General features: G+C 71.0%; 14 protein-coding genes. 10 read left to right on the top strand and 4 right to left on the bottom strand.

The genetic code is table 11. The features are described from left to right. The first annotated feature begins 80 nt into the window (after positions 1-80). Both K9S39_RS30080 and K9S39_RS30075 read left to right on the top strand, forming a co-directional pair. Positions 81-1,247, top strand: a complete 1,167-nt coding sequence (locus tag K9S39_RS30080) for an alpha/beta hydrolase (protein ID WP_248866478.1) — start codon at positions 81-83, stop codon at positions 1,245-1,247. Positions 1,248-1,308: 61 nt separating this feature from the next. Further along, positions 1,309-2,601: an acyltransferase family protein gene (locus K9S39_RS30075; protein ID WP_248866477.1), complete on the top strand. Its 1,293-nt coding sequence runs from the start codon at positions 1,309-1,311 to the stop codon at positions 2,599-2,601. A gap of 101 nt (positions 2,602-2,702) precedes the next feature. Here the strand turns inward: K9S39_RS30075 and K9S39_RS30070 are convergent, their stop codons facing one another. Next, positions 2,703-3,218 (bottom strand): MerR family transcriptional regulator, encoded by a 516-nt coding sequence (locus tag K9S39_RS30070; protein WP_248866476.1) that lies wholly within the window; start codon positions 3,216-3,218, stop codon positions 2,703-2,705. Positions 3,219-3,473: 255 nt separating this feature from the next. Here K9S39_RS30070 and K9S39_RS30065 point away from each other — a divergent pair, with 255 nt between their 5' ends. Beyond that, positions 3,474-4,310 (top strand): serine hydrolase domain-containing protein, encoded by an 837-nt coding sequence (locus tag K9S39_RS30065; RefSeq protein ID WP_248866475.1) that lies wholly within the window; start codon positions 3,474-3,476, stop codon positions 4,308-4,310. 1 nt (position 4,311) lies between these two features. Here K9S39_RS30065 and K9S39_RS30060 read toward each other — a convergent pair whose 3' ends face one another. Continuing rightward, complete coding sequence (locus K9S39_RS30060) at positions 4,312-4,986, bottom strand: pirin family protein (protein ID WP_248866474.1); 675 nt, start codon at positions 4,984-4,986, stop codon at positions 4,312-4,314. Positions 4,987-5,044: 58 nt separating this feature from the next. On the opposite strand from K9S39_RS30060, the gene K9S39_RS30055 reads away from it, so the two are divergent. From K9S39_RS30055 to K9S39_RS30035, 5 genes are all read left to right on the top strand, one after another. Then, complete coding sequence (locus K9S39_RS30055) at positions 5,045-6,229, top strand: PucR family transcriptional regulator (protein WP_248866473.1); 1,185 nt, start codon at positions 5,045-5,047, stop codon at positions 6,227-6,229. 89 nt (positions 6,230-6,318) lie between these two features. Next, positions 6,319-7,260, top strand: a complete 942-nt coding sequence (locus K9S39_RS30050) for an ACP S-malonyltransferase (protein WP_248866472.1) — start codon at positions 6,319-6,321, stop codon at positions 7,258-7,260. 17 nt (positions 7,261-7,277) lie between these two features. Beyond that, positions 7,278-8,312, top strand: coding sequence for a ketoacyl-ACP synthase III (locus tag K9S39_RS30045; protein ID WP_248866471.1), 1,035 nt, complete (start codon positions 7,278-7,280; stop codon positions 8,310-8,312). A gap of 105 nt (positions 8,313-8,417) precedes the next feature. Beyond that, positions 8,418-8,666 (top strand): acyl carrier protein, encoded by a 249-nt coding sequence (locus tag K9S39_RS30040; RefSeq protein WP_248866470.1) that lies wholly within the window; start codon positions 8,418-8,420, stop codon positions 8,664-8,666. A 79-nt stretch (positions 8,667-8,745) separates the two neighbouring features. Then, positions 8,746-10,011, top strand: coding sequence for a beta-ketoacyl-[acyl-carrier-protein] synthase family protein (locus tag K9S39_RS30035; protein ID WP_248866469.1), 1,266 nt, complete (start codon positions 8,746-8,748; stop codon positions 10,009-10,011). 221 nt (positions 10,012-10,232) lie between these two features. On the opposite strand, the gene K9S39_RS30030 is transcribed toward K9S39_RS30035, so the two are convergent. Further along, positions 10,233-10,727 (bottom strand): DUF3145 domain-containing protein, encoded by a 495-nt coding sequence (locus K9S39_RS30030; protein WP_248866468.1) that lies wholly within the window; start codon positions 10,725-10,727, stop codon positions 10,233-10,235. Positions 10,728-11,047: 320 nt separating this feature from the next. On the opposite strand from K9S39_RS30030, the gene K9S39_RS30025 reads away from it, so the two are divergent. Together K9S39_RS30025 and K9S39_RS30020 are read left to right on the top strand one after the other, a co-directional pair. After that, positions 11,048-11,953, top strand: a complete 906-nt coding sequence (locus K9S39_RS30025; RefSeq protein ID WP_248866467.1) for an SGNH/GDSL hydrolase family protein — start codon at positions 11,048-11,050, stop codon at positions 11,951-11,953. 246 nt (positions 11,954-12,199) lie between these two features. Then, positions 12,200-12,901 carry a DUF4097 family beta strand repeat-containing protein gene (locus K9S39_RS30020; RefSeq protein WP_248866466.1) on the top strand — a complete coding sequence of 234 codons (702 nt, stop codon included), beginning with the start codon at positions 12,200-12,202 and terminating at the stop codon, positions 12,899-12,901. 16 nt (positions 12,902-12,917) lie between these two features. Here the strand turns inward: K9S39_RS30020 and K9S39_RS30015 are convergent, their stop codons facing one another. After that, entirely contained in the window at positions 12,918-15,410 is a 2,493-nt protein-coding gene (locus K9S39_RS30015; protein ID WP_248866465.1) for a beta-glucosidase, read from the bottom strand. Positions 15,411-15,545 lie beyond the last annotated feature (135 nt).

The raw sequence follows: 15,545 nt of genomic DNA, 5'->3' as shown, positions 1-15,545 counted from the left end.
GCTCCGCGGTGTGACGCCGCGTCATACACCCTCTTCCTACGTTTCCCTCTGCCATACCAACGGGAGAGGGAGACGCCACCATGTCCGTGCTGCGAAGCGCCACTCGGCGCGGCAAGCGCACGCTCGTCGCCGCCGCACTCGCGGTGACCATCGCCGCCGGAACCGGCGGGTGGGCGGCCGGTTCCGCACAGACCGCCGTCACCGGCCCGCCGCCCGGCGCCGCCGCCTGGCGCGCCGACCACTCCCTCGGCGTCCGGCTGCCGGACCCCGCGACCGCGGCCCCCTCCGACGTCGCCCGCTTCTTCGCCTCGCTGACCGACACCCAGCGGCACACCCTCGCGGCCCGGCATCCGTTGACCGTGGGCAATCTCGACGGTGCGCCGGTCACCCTGCGGTACGAGGCCAACGCCCTCGCCCTGAAGGCCGAGCGGGACCGTCAGCTGGCCCGTGCCACCGACCCGGCCGGCACCCTCCAGGATCACCAGCAGGCCAGGAAGGCGGCCGGCCGCTGCGCCGACCTGCTCACACCCGGCCGTCACATCCTCGCCTTCGATCCGCGTGGACGCGGTCACGTCGCGGAAGTCCACGGCGACTTGACCACCGCCGAACGCACTGCGGTGATCGTGCCCGGCTCGGACATCGATCTGGCCTCCTTCGACCGCGCGAAGGATCCGTACGGCACTCCGACCGGCATGGCCACCTCGCTGCGTGTCCGGATGACCGCCGACGCGCCCGGCACCCGTACGGCCGTCATCGCCTGGGCCGGGTACACCACCCCGGTGGGGCTCGGTCCTGACGCCGCCACCGGCCGGCTCGCGGAGGCCGGTGCGCCGCGGCTGGCCCGTCTGTTGTCCGGTCTCGCCGCCACCGGCGCCCCGGCCCCCACCGTGCTCTGCCACAGCTACGGGTCCGTCGTCTGCGGACTGGCCGCACCGGAGGTGGGCCAGGGCGAGATCGCCGACCTGGTCGTCTTCGGCTCGCCCGGTATGCGCCGGGACAGCGTGGCGGACCTGCGTACCTCGGCACGGGTCTGGGCGGCCCGCGACGCGTCCGACTGGATCGGCGACATCCCGAACGTCGAACTGCTGGGCCTCGGCCATGGCGAGGACCCCGCCGGCCCCGCCTTCGGCGCTCGTCATGTCTCCGCAGAGCGGGCCGAGGGACACACCGGATATCTGGCCCCCGGTACGGATTCCCTGCGCAACTTCGCCGCCATCGTGCTCGGCCGCTACGCCGAGGTGCGGTGAGCGCCCACTTCGGGCCCGCCGCCCCCGGCCTCCTCGTCACTCCTCGCCTCAAGGACACCTCATGGCCATCGCACTCCTCGCACCCGCCGGCCGTACGGGCCGGAGAGCAGCCCCGGAAACCGCACCAAAAGCAACCTGGCAAGCAGTCCGGAAAGCAGTCCGCTCGATCGAGCAGCGCACCCCCGCCCACCGTGACCGCGCCATCGACGGCCTGCGGGCCCTGGCGCTGCTCGCCGTGCCCACCGGTCACTGGCTGCTCGGTGGATTCACCCTCGACGCCGACGGGGCGCTGCACAACGCCAGCCCGCTGTCCGCCTTCGGCCTTCTCTCGCCCACCAGTTGGGTGCTGCAGATGCTCGGCATCTTCTTCCTGGTCGGCGGCCATGCCTCGGTGCTGTCCTACCGGCGGGCCATCGAACAGGGCGGGTCCACCGGCGGCTGGCTGCGCGGCCGCCTGGTACGGCTGGGCCGCCCGGTGCTCGGGGTGACGGCCGTATGGGCGCTGCTGCTCCCGCTGCTGTACGTGACGGGGGTGCCGGAGGCGACCCTGCGGACCGGGGCGACGCTGGTGGTCCAGCCGCTGTGGTTCGTCGGCGTCTATGCCGCGATCACCGCACTGACGCCGTACTGCGTACATGCGGCGCGGCGGATGGGCTCGTGGGCCGCGGCACCCCTGCTCGCCGCGGTGGCCGTGGTGGACTTCCTGCGTTACGGACCGCTCGCGGACTCCCTGCCCTCCTGGCTGAGCCTGCTCAATCTCCTCCCCGGCTGGATGTTCGCCTATCAACTCGGCGTCTCCTGGGGCGAGAAGCGGCTCGGCAGGCGCGCCGCCTGGTCACTGCTGTTCGGGGGCGCCGCCCTGTTCGCCGCGCTGCTGCTGTTCTTTCACTACCCGGCGAGCATGGTCGGCGTCCCCGGCCAGGACCGTACGAACTCGCACCCGCCGTCGCTGCTGGTCCTGGCCCTGGCGGCGGCGCAGTCCGGCGCGGCGATCCTGCTCCGCGACCGCATCGCGGAGCTGCTGCGCCGACCCGCCCTCTGGGCGCCGGTCGTCGTCATCAATCTCTCCGCGATGACGATCCTGTGCTGGCACCAGACGGCGATGCTCTCGGCCGCCGTGCCCGCGTCCTTCTTCGGTCCGGACGCGGTCCCCGGTCTGACCCTCGCGCCCGACACCCTCGGCTGGATCCTCGCCCGGCTCGCCTGGCTGCCCGTCTTCGCCGTGGCCCTGATCCTCATCGGCCGCACCACGCACCGCTTCGAGGCACCCTGGACCGACGTCACCCGCCTGCGCCGCGCCGTCGCGGCCGTCCTGGCCATGGGGTTCGCGGTCTTCGCGCTGGGATTGGCGTGAGCCGGGGCGGGGGCATGGCCTGGGGAGCTCGGCGCCTCTCCGAACTCAGCACCCCCGGGCCCAGCACCCCTCTGTGCTCAGCACCCCTCCGGGCCGAGCGTCTATCCGACGCTGAGCCCGGTGTCGGCATAGATGCCGATCTTGTAGTCGAGTATGTCCAGCGTGCTGTGCAGCTCCGCGATGCGCTGCCGTACGTCCTCACGGTGCGCGGTCAGCAGTTCCCGGCGCTCGGTGAAGGTGGCCTCGCCGGCCCGGACCAGCTCGGCGTAGCGGACCATGTCCGCGACCGGCATGCCGGTGAGCCGCAGCTTGGTCACCAGGCTCAGCCAGTCCAGGTCACGGTTGGTGAAACGGCGCTGCCCGGTGTGCGTACGGTCCACATGCGGCATCAGACCTATGCGCTCGTACCAGCGCAGGGTGTGGGCGCTGAGGCCGGTGTGCTCGGCCACTTCGCTGATCGTGTACCGGTCCCGGCCGGTCGGCCGCGGGTGGACGGGCGTCGCCGCGCAGGCGCGGACCGCGACCGGCAGGGTGTCGGGGCGCTCGCGCAGTCCGCCCGGCCGCTCGTCGGTCGCGATCTCGCCGTCCGTCAGCGGTTCGCTCTGCGTCACCGTCATGCCGCGTCTCCCCATCTCCCCGGAAGCTTCTCCCCCGGACTCCGGCCCCGGACCCGCCCCCCGGACGTGTTCCGAACGTGCCGGTAGCGTGCCCATAGTGCCCGTGGAACGTTCCTGGGAATTCCCCGGTTCCGTTCCCCGGATCTCTCGACTTCTCCAACGCTAGAGACTTCGAGTGCACTCCAGGCAAGCGCCGATGCGGGGAAGACTTGACCGGAATTTGAGGGCGTCGGGGCACCCTTTAGGCTCGGGGACATGCAGAGCCTGCGGATGATCGAGAACTGGCCGGTGCCCACCGCTGCCGCCGCCGTCGTACGCGCCGACGGCACGGTGGCCGGGACGTACGGACCGCTGGCGCACCGTTTCGCGCTGGCGTCGGTGACCAAGCCACTCGCCGCGTACGCCGCGCTGCTGGCCGTCGAGGAGGGTGCCATCGAGCTGGACGAACCGGCCGGCCCGGAGGGGTCCACGGTCCGTCATCTCCTCGCGCACACCTCGGGCCTGGCCTTCGACGAGCAGCGCACGATGGCCGAGCCGGGCACCCGCCGGCTCTATTCCAACACCGGCTTCGAGGTGCTCGGCGACCATATCGCCAAGGCGACCGACATCCCCTTCCCGCAGTATCTGTACGAGGCGGTGCTGGAGCCGCTCGGTATGACCGCGACCGAGCTGCCCGGCTCGCCCGCGAAGGACGGCGTCTCGACCGTCGCGGATCTGATCCGGTTCGCCGCCGAGCTGCAGGCGCCGCGGCTGCTCGCGCCGGAGACGCTGGCGGAGGCGACCTCGGTGGCCTACCCCGGCGTGACGGGTGTCCTGCCCGGCTACGGGCACCAGAAGCCCAACGACTGGGGACTGGGCTTCGAGATCCGTGACACCAAGTCGCCGCACTGGACCGGCGCGTCGTCCTCACCCCGCACGTTCGGGCATTTCGGGCAGTCGGGGACATTTCTGTGGGTGGACCCGGACGCCGGGCGGGCGGACGGGAAGCGCACCGGAGCGGCGTGTGTGGCGCTGACCGACCGGGCCTTCGGGCCGTGGGCCATCGAAGCCTGGCCGGTCCTCACCGACGCGGTCCTCGCCGAGCTGAGCTGAACTACACAGACGTCTCCTCCGGCCCCATCTCCCACACCAGGCACTCCGCCCGCCCCGCCGCCGTCAGCTCCAGCCCCTCCGCGTCGGCGATCCGCGCTGCGTCGCCCGCGTCGAGGCGCCACTCGCCGATCCGGACCGCGCCCCGCACCACGTGCACATACACCCGCGCCACGTCCGGGACCGCGGTGCGTTCCCCGTCGGCGAGGCGGCGCAGATGCAGCATCGCGCCGGCCCGTGGGACCGCGTACGGGGTGCCGTCGGCGATGCCGCGGACCACGTCGTACTCCGGCTCGCCGCCGACATGGCCGGCCGAGGTCAGCCACATCTGTACGAAACGCAGCGGCAGCGCGCCGTCGTTGCGCTCGATGTGCCGCACCCCGCCTGCCGAGCTGAGCCGCTGAAGATCGCCGGGTCGTACGGTGGTCTCGTGGCCCGTCGAGTCGCGGTGCGTCAGCTCGCCCTCGACGACCCAGGTGACGATCTCCGTGTCGCGGTGCGGATGCTCGTCGAAGCCGGCACCGACCGCGAGGTGCTCCTCGTTGCAGGCGATCAGCGCGCCGAAGCGCAGGTTGTCCGGGTCGAAGTGCGGCCCGAAGGAGAACGCGTGAAGTGTCTCGATCCCGGCCTCCGCATCGCCGCCCCGATAGCGTTCCGCGCCCCTGCACACGTCAATCATGGCGCCACGGTAGCCCCGCCACCTCACCTCCTCATCCCGATAGGGCAGGCTTGTCCCCGTGTCTGAACCCGCATCGCGCGACGCGCACCCGCATTCGGCTACTCTCCGCCGCCTGGAGCAGTCGGCCGGCAAACTGGCGGCCGCGGCCATCGCCCGCATGGACGCCACACTGCCGTGGTACCGCGCGATGCCACCGGAGAACCGTTCCTGGATCGGCCTGGTGGCGCAGGCCGGTATCGCCGCGTTCACCGAATGGTTCCGGCATCCCGAGACGCCGCAGGCCATCAGCACCGATGTCTTCGGGACCGCACCGCGCGAGCTGACCCGGGCGATCACCCTGCGGCAGACCGTGGAGATGGTCCGGACGACCATCGAGGTCATGGAGTCCGCGATCGACGATGTCGCGGCGCCCGGCGATGAGTCCGTCCTGCGGGAGGCGCTGCTGGTCTACGCCCGGGAGATCGCCTTCGCCACCGCGCAGGTCTACGCACAGGCCGCCGAGGCGCGGGGCGCGTGGGACGCCCGGCTGGAGTCGCTGGTGGTCAACGCGGTGCTGTCGGGAGAGGCCGATGAGGGCGCCGTCTCCCGGGCCGCGGCGCTGGGCTGGAACTCTCCGGAACATGTCTGTGTGGTACTGGGCACCGCCCCGGACGGGGACAGCGAGCTGACCGTCGAGGCGATCCGGCGGGCCGCCCGGCACGCCAAGCTCCAGGTGCTGACGGGTGTCCTGGGCAGCCGTCTGGTGGTGATCGCGGGTGGCTCGGACAATCCGCTCAAGGCCGCGAAGGCGCTGATCGGCCCGTATGCGGCGGGTCCCGTGGTGGCCGGCCCGGTGGTCTCCGACCTGCTCGCCGCGACCCGGTCCGCGCAGGCCGCGGCCGCCGGACTACGGGCGTGCGCCGCCTGGCCGGACGCCCCGCGGCCGGTCCTCGCGGACGATCTCCTGCCGGAGCGCGCGATGGCTTCCGACCCGGTCGCGCGGGAGCAGTTGGTGGAGGAGATCTACAGACCGCTGGAGGAAGCGGGGTCGGCGCTCCTGGAGACGCTGAGCGTCTATCTGGAACAGGCGAGCAGCCTTGAGGGCGCGGCCCGGATGTTGTTCGTGCACCCCAACACCGTGCGCTATCGGCTGCGACGTGTGACAGACGTCACCGGCTGGTCGCCGTCCGATGTGCGCTCCGCGTTCACCTTGCGGATCGCGCTGATCCTGGGGCGTCTGGCTGACGGTGAGGCGCAACTCTAGACTTTTGTCGAACATCAACAATTACCCCGATGGTTCTTCGTCCCTGTCCCCACGGGCGACCAGAACCTCCCACAAGAGAGAGTGTGAGGGTGCTCGTACTCGTCGCTCCCGGCCAAGGCGCTCAGACGCCCGGCTTCCTGACTCCCTGGCTCGACCTTCCCGGTGTCGAAGACCGGCTCCGTGAATGGTCCGCCGCCATCGACCTCGACCTGGTCCACTACGGCACAAAGGCCGACGCGGACGAGATCCGTGACACGGCGGTGGCGCAGCCGCTGCTGGTGGCCTCCGCGTTGGTCTCCGCACGGCAGCTGTTCGCCACGGCCGAGGACTTCTCCCGCCTGGTCGGCGCCACCGCCGGGCACAGCGTGGGCGAGTTGGCCGCCTCCGCGCTGACCGGCGTCCTCTCCGACGCCGAGGCCATGACGCTCGTACGGAAGCGAGGCCTGGCCATGGCCGAGGCCGCGGCCGTCACCGAGACGGGCATGTCCGCCCTGCTCGGCGGCGAGCCGGAGGCCGTGCTGCCGCACCTGGAGAAGCTGGGCCTGACCCCGGCGAACGTCAACGGCGCCGGGCAGATCGTGGCCGCGGGCACCGCCGAACAGCTCGCGGCGCTGGCCGAGGACAAGCCCGAGGGCACGCGGAAGGTCATGCCGCTCAAGGTCGCCGGCGCCTTTCACACGCACCACATGGCCCCGGCCGTCGCGTCCCTGGAAGCGGCGGTACAGGAGCTCGCCCCCGCCGAACCGCACACCCGTTACGTCTCCAACAAGGACGGCCAGGTCGTCAGCTCCGGCACCGAGGTCATAGAGCGGCTGGTGGGCCAGATGGCCAACCCGGTGCGCTGGGACCGGTGCATGGAGACCTTCAAGGAGCTGGGCGTCACCGCGATCATCGAGGCGGCCCCCGGCGGCACCCTCGTCGGTCTCGCCAAGCGCGCACTGCCCGGCGTCAGGACCCTGGCGCTGAAGTCCCCGGACGACCTCGACGTGGCCCGCACGCTGATCGCCGAGCACTCCGCCGCCATGGCCTGAAGAGGAGCCCGAAGCGCATGACCTCGAAGATCAAGCCCTCGAAGGGCGCCCCGTACGCGCGGATCATGGGCGTCGGCGGCTACCGCCCGACCCGTGTGGTGCCCAACGAGGAGATCCTCAAGCACATCGACTCGTCGGACGAGTGGATCCGCTCGCGGTCGGGCATCGCCACGCGCCACTGGGCGGGCCCGGACGAGACCGTCGCCACCATGTCGGTGGAGGCGGCCGGCAAGGCGATCGCCGACGCCGGCATCACGCCCGAGCAGATCGGCGCGGTGGTCGTCTCGACCGTTTCGCACTTCAAGCAGACCCCGGCCATCGCGACCGAGATCGCCCATCTGATCGGCGCGGGCAAGCCGGCCGCGTTCGACATCTCGGCGGGCTGTGCGGGCTTCGGCTACGGACTGACCCTGGCCAAGGGCATGGTCACCGAGGGCTCCGCGGAGTACGTCCTGGTCATCGGCGTGGAGCGGCTCAGCGACCTGACCGACAAGGAGGACCGTGCGACGGCCTTCCTGTTCGGTGACGGCGCGGGCGCGGTGGTGATCGGCCCCGCTCGCGAGCCCGCGATCGGCCCGACGGTCTGGGGCTCGGAGGGCGACAAGGCCGACACCATCAAGCAGACCGTGCCGTGGGACGACCTCCGCATCGGCGATGTGTCGCGGCTGCCCCTCGACAGCCAGGGGAACATCAAGTTCCCCGCCATCACGCAGGAGGGCCAAGCGGTCTTCCGCTGGGCGGTGTTCGAGATGGCGAAGGTCGCCCAGCAGGCGCTGGACGAGGCCGGCGTCAGCCCGGAGGACCTGGACGTCTTCATTCCGCACCAGGCCAATATGCGGATCATCGATTCGATGGTGAAGACCCTGAAACTGCCGGAGAGCGTGACGGTCGCCCGTGACGTGGAGACCACCGGCAACACCTCGGCCGCCTCGATTCCGCTCGCCATGGAGCGGCTGCTGGCGACCGGGCAGGCCAAGAGCGGGGACACCGCGCTGGTCATCGGCTTCGGGGCGGGTCTCGTGTACGCCGCGACGGTCGTTACCCTCCCCTAGGCAAGATCTGCGCAGTGCCGTACGTCTTCGTACGTGTCGGCCACTGCACAGAGCTTCACTGTAAAAAGACGCAGTTCCCCCTATGAAGACCGAAGGAGCGCCACAATGGCCGCCACCCAGGAAGAGATCGTCGCCGGTCTCGCCGAGATCGTGAACGAGATCGCCGGGATCCCCACCGAGGACGTCCAGGCGGACAAGTCCTTCACCGATGACCTGGACGTCGACTCACTGTCCATGGTCGAGGTCGTCGTCGCGGCCGAGGAGCGCTTCGACGTCAAGATCCCGGACGACGACGTCAAGAACCTCAAGACCGTCGGCGACGCGACCGACTACATCATCAAGAACCAGAGCTGATCCAGCTCTTCCGCGCATGTCGCCACCCCGCGGTGGCGCCGTCGATTCAGACCCCTCTACCCGTGGAGTAAGAATTCCCGTGAACGCGACCAATCGCACCGTGGTCGTCACCGGTATCGGCGCAACCACACCGCTGGGTGGCGACAGCGCTTCGACCTGGGAGGCCATGCTCGCCGGTCACTCCGGCGTCGGCACCCTCCAGCAGGACTGGGCCGCCGACATGCCCGTCCGCATCGCCGCCGAGGCGGCCGTCGACCCGGCGGAGGTCCTCCCCCGGCCGCTGGCCCGCAAGCTGGACCGCTCGGCGCAGTTCGCGCTGATCGCGGCCCGCGAGGCATGGGCGGACGCCGGTTTCACCGCCAAGGCCGGCGAGGACACCACGGTCGACCCGGACCGGCTGGGCGCGGTCATCGCCTCGGGCATCGGCGGGGTGACCACCCTGCTGGGCCAGTACGACATCCTCAAGGAGAAGGGCGTCCGCCGCGTCTCCCCGCACACGGTGCCGATGCTGATGCCCAACGGCCCGTCCGCCAACGTCGGCCTGGACGTGAACGCCCGCGCCGGTGTGCACACCCCGGTCAGCGCCTGTGCGTCCGGCTCCGAGGCGATCGGCTACGCCGTCGAGATGATCCGTACGGGCCGTGCGGACATCGTCGTCGCGGGCGGTACGGAGGCGGCCATCCACCCGCTGCCGATCGCCGCGTTCGGCAACATGATGGCGATGTCGAAGAACAACGACGACCCGCAGGGCGCCTCCCGCCCCTTCGACACCGAGCGCAACGGCTTCGTCCTCGGTGAGGGCGCCGGCGTGATCGTCCTGGAGTCCGCCGAGCACGCCGCCAAGCGCGGCGCCACGGTGTACGCCGAGGCCGTCGGCCAGGGCATCTCCGCCGACAGCCACGACATCGTGCAGCCCGAGCCGTCCGGCAACGGCATCGCGCACGCGCTGCAGAACCTGCTCGACAACAGTGACCTCGACCCGGCCGAAATCATGCACGTCAACGCGCACGCCACGTCGACCCCGCAGGGCGACCTGGCCGAGCTGAAGGCGCTGCGCAAGGTCTTCGGCGACGACGTCGACCACATGGCGGTCTCCGCCACCAAGTCCATGACCGGCCACCTCCTGGGTGGCGCGGGCGGCGTCGAGACGGTCGCCTCGATCCTGGCGCTGCACCATCGGACGGCGCCGCCGACGATCAACGTGGACACGCTCGACCCCGAGGCCGACGCGGACATCGTGGTGGGCGAGGCCCGCAAGCTGCCCGCCGAGGGCAGGATCGCGGCGCTGAACGACTCGTTCGGGTTCGGCGGCCACAATGTGGTGCTGGCGTTCCGGTCGGTCTGACGCGGCCGCCCCTTTGCGCCTGAACCGGCTCCGCTTTCGCGGCGCTGGTTGCTCGCCGCAGGGGTTGCTCCATTGATGGTTGCGGCAGTCGTCGCGTAAGAGGAAGGCCCGCCCGGTCATCGACCGGGCGGGCCTTCGCGCGAAGCAACTCCGGGCAGCGGCAGGGCGCCCTACGGGGGCTCAGACGACCTGGTGGAGCCACCGGGCCGGTGCCTGGCTCCTCAGACGACCTGGTGCAGCCAGCGCACCGGGGCGCCCTCGCCCGCATACCGGAAGGGCTCCAGTTCGTCGTCCCAGGGCTTGCCGAGCAGCTTGGAGACCTCGGCGGCCAGTTCGGTCTCGCCGCGTGCCGCGCGGGCGACGGCGGCGCGCAGCCGGTCCTCGGGGATGAGGATGTCGCCGTGCAGGCCCGTGACGGCGTGGAAGATGCCCAGTTCGGGGGTGGAGCTGTAGCGCTCGCCCTCGGCGGTGGCGCAGGGTTCCGCGGTCACCTCGAAGCGCAGCAGATGCCAGCCGCGCAGCGCGGAGGCGAGCTTGGAGGCGGTGCCGGCCTGGCCCTGCCAGGAGAACTCGGCTCTCCACGTCCCCGGGGCCGCCGGCTGGCGGATCCAGTCGAGATTGACGCGCACACCGAGGACGCCCGCCACGGCCCATTCGACGTGCGGGCACAGCGCGCGCGGAGCGGAGTGGACGTACAGAACTCCACGTGTCGTCACCGGGACCTCCAGTGCGGTTCGAGGTTCGCCTTCCCCAGCGGCCTCGTGCCCGTTCCGGTTGCGGCCGGGACAGCTGACATTCTGCCCCATTGATCACTTCGGCACCAGCATGCGAGGTGACCTACAGTAAACACCATTAGGCGCAATTTGCCACAAAAGGGACAGGAAATGACGTGATGTAATTTGTCTGTGCCGACTGCACGTGCCACTTTGCGTCACCGCCGGGCAGGCACGGCCAAAGCTACCGCGCGGTGGCGGTGTGGGGGTGACGTACCGTCGGTACCGAAGAGATATCACTCGCACGCCGGAGGGGACAGGGGATGACGCAGATCAATCGACCCGTCCGCCCCCGGCGCCGACGGGCCCGCGTCCTGTCCTCGCTCACCGCAGCCTCCACCCTCCTGCTCGCCGTCGCCGGTTGCGGTTCCGACGGTAACTCCGCCGCCCCGCACAGCAGCTCGTCCGCCAAGCGCCCGGCCGCGAAACCGGCGCCCACCTGGCGCACCGACCCCGCCTCGATCGCGGCGCTCGGCGACTCCATCACCGTCGGCTTCGACGCCTGCACGGTGCTCTCCGACTGCCCCCAGGTCTCGTGGGCCACCGGCACCGACCCCAAGGTCGACAGCCTGGCCCGGCGGCTGGTCGCGAACCCCGCCACCCACAGCTGGAACTACGCCAGGACCGGCGCCCTGATGAGCGATCTGCCGGACCAGGTGGCGGCGGCCGCCGTCCGGAAACCCGAGCTGGTCACGGTCCTGATCGGGGCCAATGACGCCTGCCGCGGCAACGTACGGGCGATGACCCCGCAGGCCGTCTTCCGCGCCCAGTTCGAGGCGGCCATGAAGAAACTGCGGCGCACCCTGCCGCGCACCCAGGTGTATGTGGCCGCGGTGCCCGATCTGCGGCGGCTGTGGTCGGAGGGGCGCAAGAACCCGCTCGGCAAGCAGGTGTGGAAGCTGGGGATCTGCGGGTCGATGCTGCGCGCCCCGGACGATCTGACGGAGAAGGCGGAACAGCGGCGCGAGCGGGTACGCAAGCGGGTGATGGCGTACAACGCGGCGCTCAAGAACGTATGCCGCAAGGACGCCCTCTGCCGATTCGACGGGGCCGTCTTCGACTACCCCTTCACCGATCGGCAGTTGAGCACCTGGGACTGGTTCCACCCGAGCGTCCGGGGGCAGCGGGAGCTGGCGGCGCTGGCGTTTCGGACGATCACGACGCGATAGCGCTGGGGCTGGTGGTGGCCGGTGGACGGTGGTTGATGGGGCGGCGAGGCGGCGGGGCGGCCGCTGTCAGGGTTGGTCTCAGGGAAACCCTTAGGGGATCGGAGAGGGAAATTCATCCCCTTTGGTGACGACCGAGCGGGGCCTGGGGCTGAAGGATGGATGACGTCCTGACCGCCTGATGGCTTATGACCGACTACTGACTACTGACGATCAGTAACCTTCGACCGCTTCGGGAGACACCACACCATGGCCCGGCTCCGCGCCACTCACCTCGTCCTGTCCTGCGGGGCGTTGACCGTACTGCTCACCGGCTGTTCCGGGTTCGGCCCGACCAAGAAGGGGCAGCGTACGTACACCGTGGACGGGAAGGTCACGGCCCTGTCGGCGACCACGCAGGGCGGGAACATCGAGATCGTGCCGATAGCCGACGGCGGCTCGGTCAAGGTGACGGAGAAGTACGCGTACAGCGACGACAACAAACCGAGCCCCGACCACTCGGTCAAGGACGGCCGGCTCACCCTCAAGGCCGAGGAGTGCGAGGGCTTCACCAGGAGCAGCTGCTTGGTGAACTACAAGGTGCTGTTGCCGCGTAGCGCCTCCGTCGATCTGCACACCAGCGGCGCGGACATCACGATCCGCGGCACGTCCGGCGCGATCGCCGCGGAGACCAGCGGCGGAGACATCACCGTCGAGGACTCCGCCGCCCGGAAGGCGGAGGTGGAGACGAGTGGCGGGGATGTGGACGTCGCCCTGACCCGGGTGCCTGACGAGGTGTCGGGGCAGACCAGCGGCGGCGATGTCACCATCCGCCTCCCCAAGGGCTCGTACGCGGTGGATGCCTCGACGAGCGGTGGCGACCGCACGGTGTCGGTGCCGACGGACGACCGCTCCGCGCACAAGGTGACGGCGGAGACGAGTGGCGGTGACGTGTCGGTGGTGAACTCCTGAAGGGCCACCGTGGAAGTCAGCTGGCGGTGATCTCTGTGGTCAGGCGGCGGTCGTCGACGCTGTGGGCCGCCTCGACGGTGTAGACGCCATTGATCCGGCGTCGGCGGGCCGTCGCCTCGTCCCAGACCTCGAAGGCGTGGTCCGGCAGCGGAATCTCCACCTCCGCGGCCTCGTCCGGGCCGGCCTCCACGACGGCGAAGCCGGCCAGCCAGCGGGCCGGACGCTCGACCGCTTCCCCGGCACGGTCCTGCCGGGGCGCCAGGTAGATCTGTACGACCTCCCGCCCCGGCCGCTTCCCCGTGTTGCGGAGCCGGACCCGGACCGCATCGGGGGTGGCGTCCAGCGATTCGTAGGCCCAGTCGGTGTAGCCCAGGCCGTGGCCGAAGGGGAATGCGGGAGCCGGGGTGCCGGGTCGCTGCCAGGCGCGGTAACCGATGAACAGTCCCTCGGAATAGGCGAGTTGGCCATTGGTGGGGGTTACGCAGGTGACTGGTGCGTCCGTGAGGCGGGCGGGCCAGGTGGTGGGCAGCCGGCCGCCCGGTTCATGCGTGCCGAGCAGGACGTCGGCCAGCGCCGCGCCGGCCTCCTGACCGGCGAACCAGCTCAGCAGCACCGCCGGCACCTGGTGGCGCCACGGGAGCTCCACCGGGGAGCCGGAGTTCACGACCACAACGGTGTGCGGGTTGGCGGCGGCGACCCGGGTGACCAGCTCGTCCTGGCGGCCCGGCAGCCTCAGGTCCGTACGGTCGAAGCCCTCCGACTCGACTTCCTCCGTGGTGGCGACGACCACGATCGCCACATCGGCGGCCGCGGCCGCCCGGACCGCCTCCTCGATCTCGGCGTCCGGGTCGCACCGCGGTTCGCTGTGCCCAAGGGCGAAGCCCATCGCGTAGGTTCCGTCGCCCAGGCCCAGGTCGAGCGGCACGAACCGCAGTGTCACCGCGACCTCCTCGCCGGCCGTCAGCTGCGTCGTCACCCGCCGCTCCACGGGGTTCATGAACGCCTCGAACGGGTCGCCGCCCTCCGGGACGCAGCGTTCGTCGAAGAGCACCGCGCCATCCACGGTGAGCCGCAGATCGCCGGTGCCGGAGACCGCGAGGGTGTGGCTGCCGGTGCGCTGCGGGGTGAAGCTGCCGGTCAGCTCGACGGCGTCGAGGTTCTGCCGGGTGACACCGTCGGGGAGGTCTCCTACGGTCAGTACCTGTCCGTCGAACTGGGGTGTTTCGGCGAGGAGCTGCCCGTCGGAGGCGAGATAGCGGGCGCGCAGGGAAAAACCGGCGCGGGCGTGCGGGACCCTGGTGCGGGGATCGGCGCCGATCTCGAAGGTGACCTCGACATCGTCGGGCAGCGCGGCGCGCAGGCCCTCCAGCGGGGAGACGATCCACTCGGGGAAGACGGTCGCGGAGCCGCCGCCCAGCACCCGGGCATCCCGGGCGGCCGCCCCGATGACGGCGACCTTGCGCACCGCGGCCGCGTCGATCGGCAGCGCCCGCCGGGCCCCGTCGCCGGCCCGGTCCCACCCCGGCTCGTTCCTCAGCAGTACGAACGCCCGCCGGGCGATCTCCCGGGCCAGCGCCCGGCCGTCGATCCCCTGGGGGACGTCCGCCGGGTCGACGGCGGGCGGCACCCCTTCCAGGCATCCCGTACGGGCAGCGAGCAGCAGCACTCGGCGCACCGCGTCGTCCACCTCCGATTCGGCGACCTCGCCCGCGCGTACGGCGGCGCCGAGCGGCGCGCCGAAGACCGTACGGGGCCCCGGCATCGCCACGTCCAGGCCGCCCCGGAGCGCGCGCACTGTGTCGCGGGCCGCCGTCCAGTCGGAGACGTTGCAGCCGTCGAATCCCCATTCACCACGGAGGACTTCATTGACGAGAGAGCGGTGCTCGGTCATCGTCGTGCCGTTGACCTGGTTGTAGGCGGTCATGATGCCCCAGGGGCGGGCGTCTTTGACGATGTACTCAAAGGGCGCGAGGTAGAGCTCGCGCAGCGGGCGCGGGGCGATACGGTTGTCGACGGTGAGCCGGTCCGTCTCGGCGTCGTTGCCGACGAAGTGCTTGACCGTGGCACCGACCCCGCCCTCCTGCACACCTCGCACATACCCGGCGCCGATCGCGCCGGTCAGCAGCGGATCCTCCGCGTAGCACTCGAAGTGGCGGCCCCCCAGAGGACTGCGGTGCAGATTGACGGTCGGTGCCAGGAGTACATGGACGCCCTTGTGGCGGGCCTCCTGGGCGAGGAGATGACCGGCGCGACGGGCCAGCTCCGGGTCCCAGGTGGCGGCCAGCGCCGTAGGACTGGGCAGCGCGACCGAGGGATCCCCGCCGCCCCACTTCCGGCCCCGCACCCCGATCGGGCCGTCCGACATCACCAGCGACCGCAGCCCGATGCCGGGCACGGCCGGCAGCGTCCACATGTCCTGGCCGGACAACAGCCGGACCTTGGTGTCGAGATCGAGCCCGGCGAGCGCCTTCGTCACGGCGGGTGCGTATTCGGTGCGGTGGGTGGTCATACGGCGCTCCCTGGGCGGGCGTCCGGGGCCATGGCCTGAATTCATACCCTCCCACCGTGCACCTAGTAGGGGAAGTTATCGTTCCGTTATATTTCGGCGCAGGGGATGGCGGGGAATTCCCCGCGGGTTACGCTC

Source organism: Streptomyces halobius, assembly GCF_023277745.1.
Classification (GTDB): Bacteria; Actinomycetota; Actinomycetes; order Streptomycetales; family Streptomycetaceae; genus Streptomyces; species Streptomyces halobius.
Note: the sequence above shows the minus strand (reverse complement) of the source record. Positions and strands in the feature narration are given on the sequence as shown.

What these genes read in the sequence shown, in the direction of transcription:
- K9S39_RS30020 (WP_248866466.1), top strand. Translation starts at nt 12,200, where the DNA reads ATGGCCCGGCTCCGCGCCACTCACCTCGTCCTGTCCTGCGGGGCGTTG.
- K9S39_RS30025 (WP_248866467.1), top strand. Translation starts at nt 11,048, where the DNA reads ATGACGCAGATCAATCGACCCGTCCGCCCCCGGCGCCGACGGGCCCGC.
- K9S39_RS30065 (WP_248866475.1), top strand. Translation starts at nt 3,474, where the DNA reads ATGCAGAGCCTGCGGATGATCGAGAACTGGCCGGTGCCCACCGCTGCC.
- K9S39_RS30070 (WP_248866476.1), bottom strand. Translation starts at nt 3,218, where the DNA reads ATGACGGTGACGCAGAGCGAACCGCTGACGGACGGCGAGATCGCGACC.
- K9S39_RS30040 (WP_248866470.1), top strand. Translation starts at nt 8,418, where the DNA reads ATGGCCGCCACCCAGGAAGAGATCGTCGCCGGTCTCGCCGAGATCGTG.
- K9S39_RS30075 (WP_248866477.1), top strand. Translation starts at nt 1,309, where the DNA reads ATGGCCATCGCACTCCTCGCACCCGCCGGCCGTACGGGCCGGAGAGCA.
- K9S39_RS30015 (WP_248866465.1), bottom strand. Translation starts at nt 15,410, where the DNA reads ATGACCACCCACCGCACCGAATACGCACCCGCCGTGACGAAGGCGCTC.
- K9S39_RS30080 (WP_248866478.1), top strand. Translation starts at nt 81, where the DNA reads ATGTCCGTGCTGCGAAGCGCCACTCGGCGCGGCAAGCGCACGCTCGTC.
- K9S39_RS30060 (WP_248866474.1), bottom strand. Translation starts at nt 4,986, where the DNA reads ATGATTGACGTGTGCAGGGGCGCGGAACGCTATCGGGGCGGCGATGCG.
- K9S39_RS30045 (WP_248866471.1), top strand. Translation starts at nt 7,278, where the DNA reads ATGACCTCGAAGATCAAGCCCTCGAAGGGCGCCCCGTACGCGCGGATC.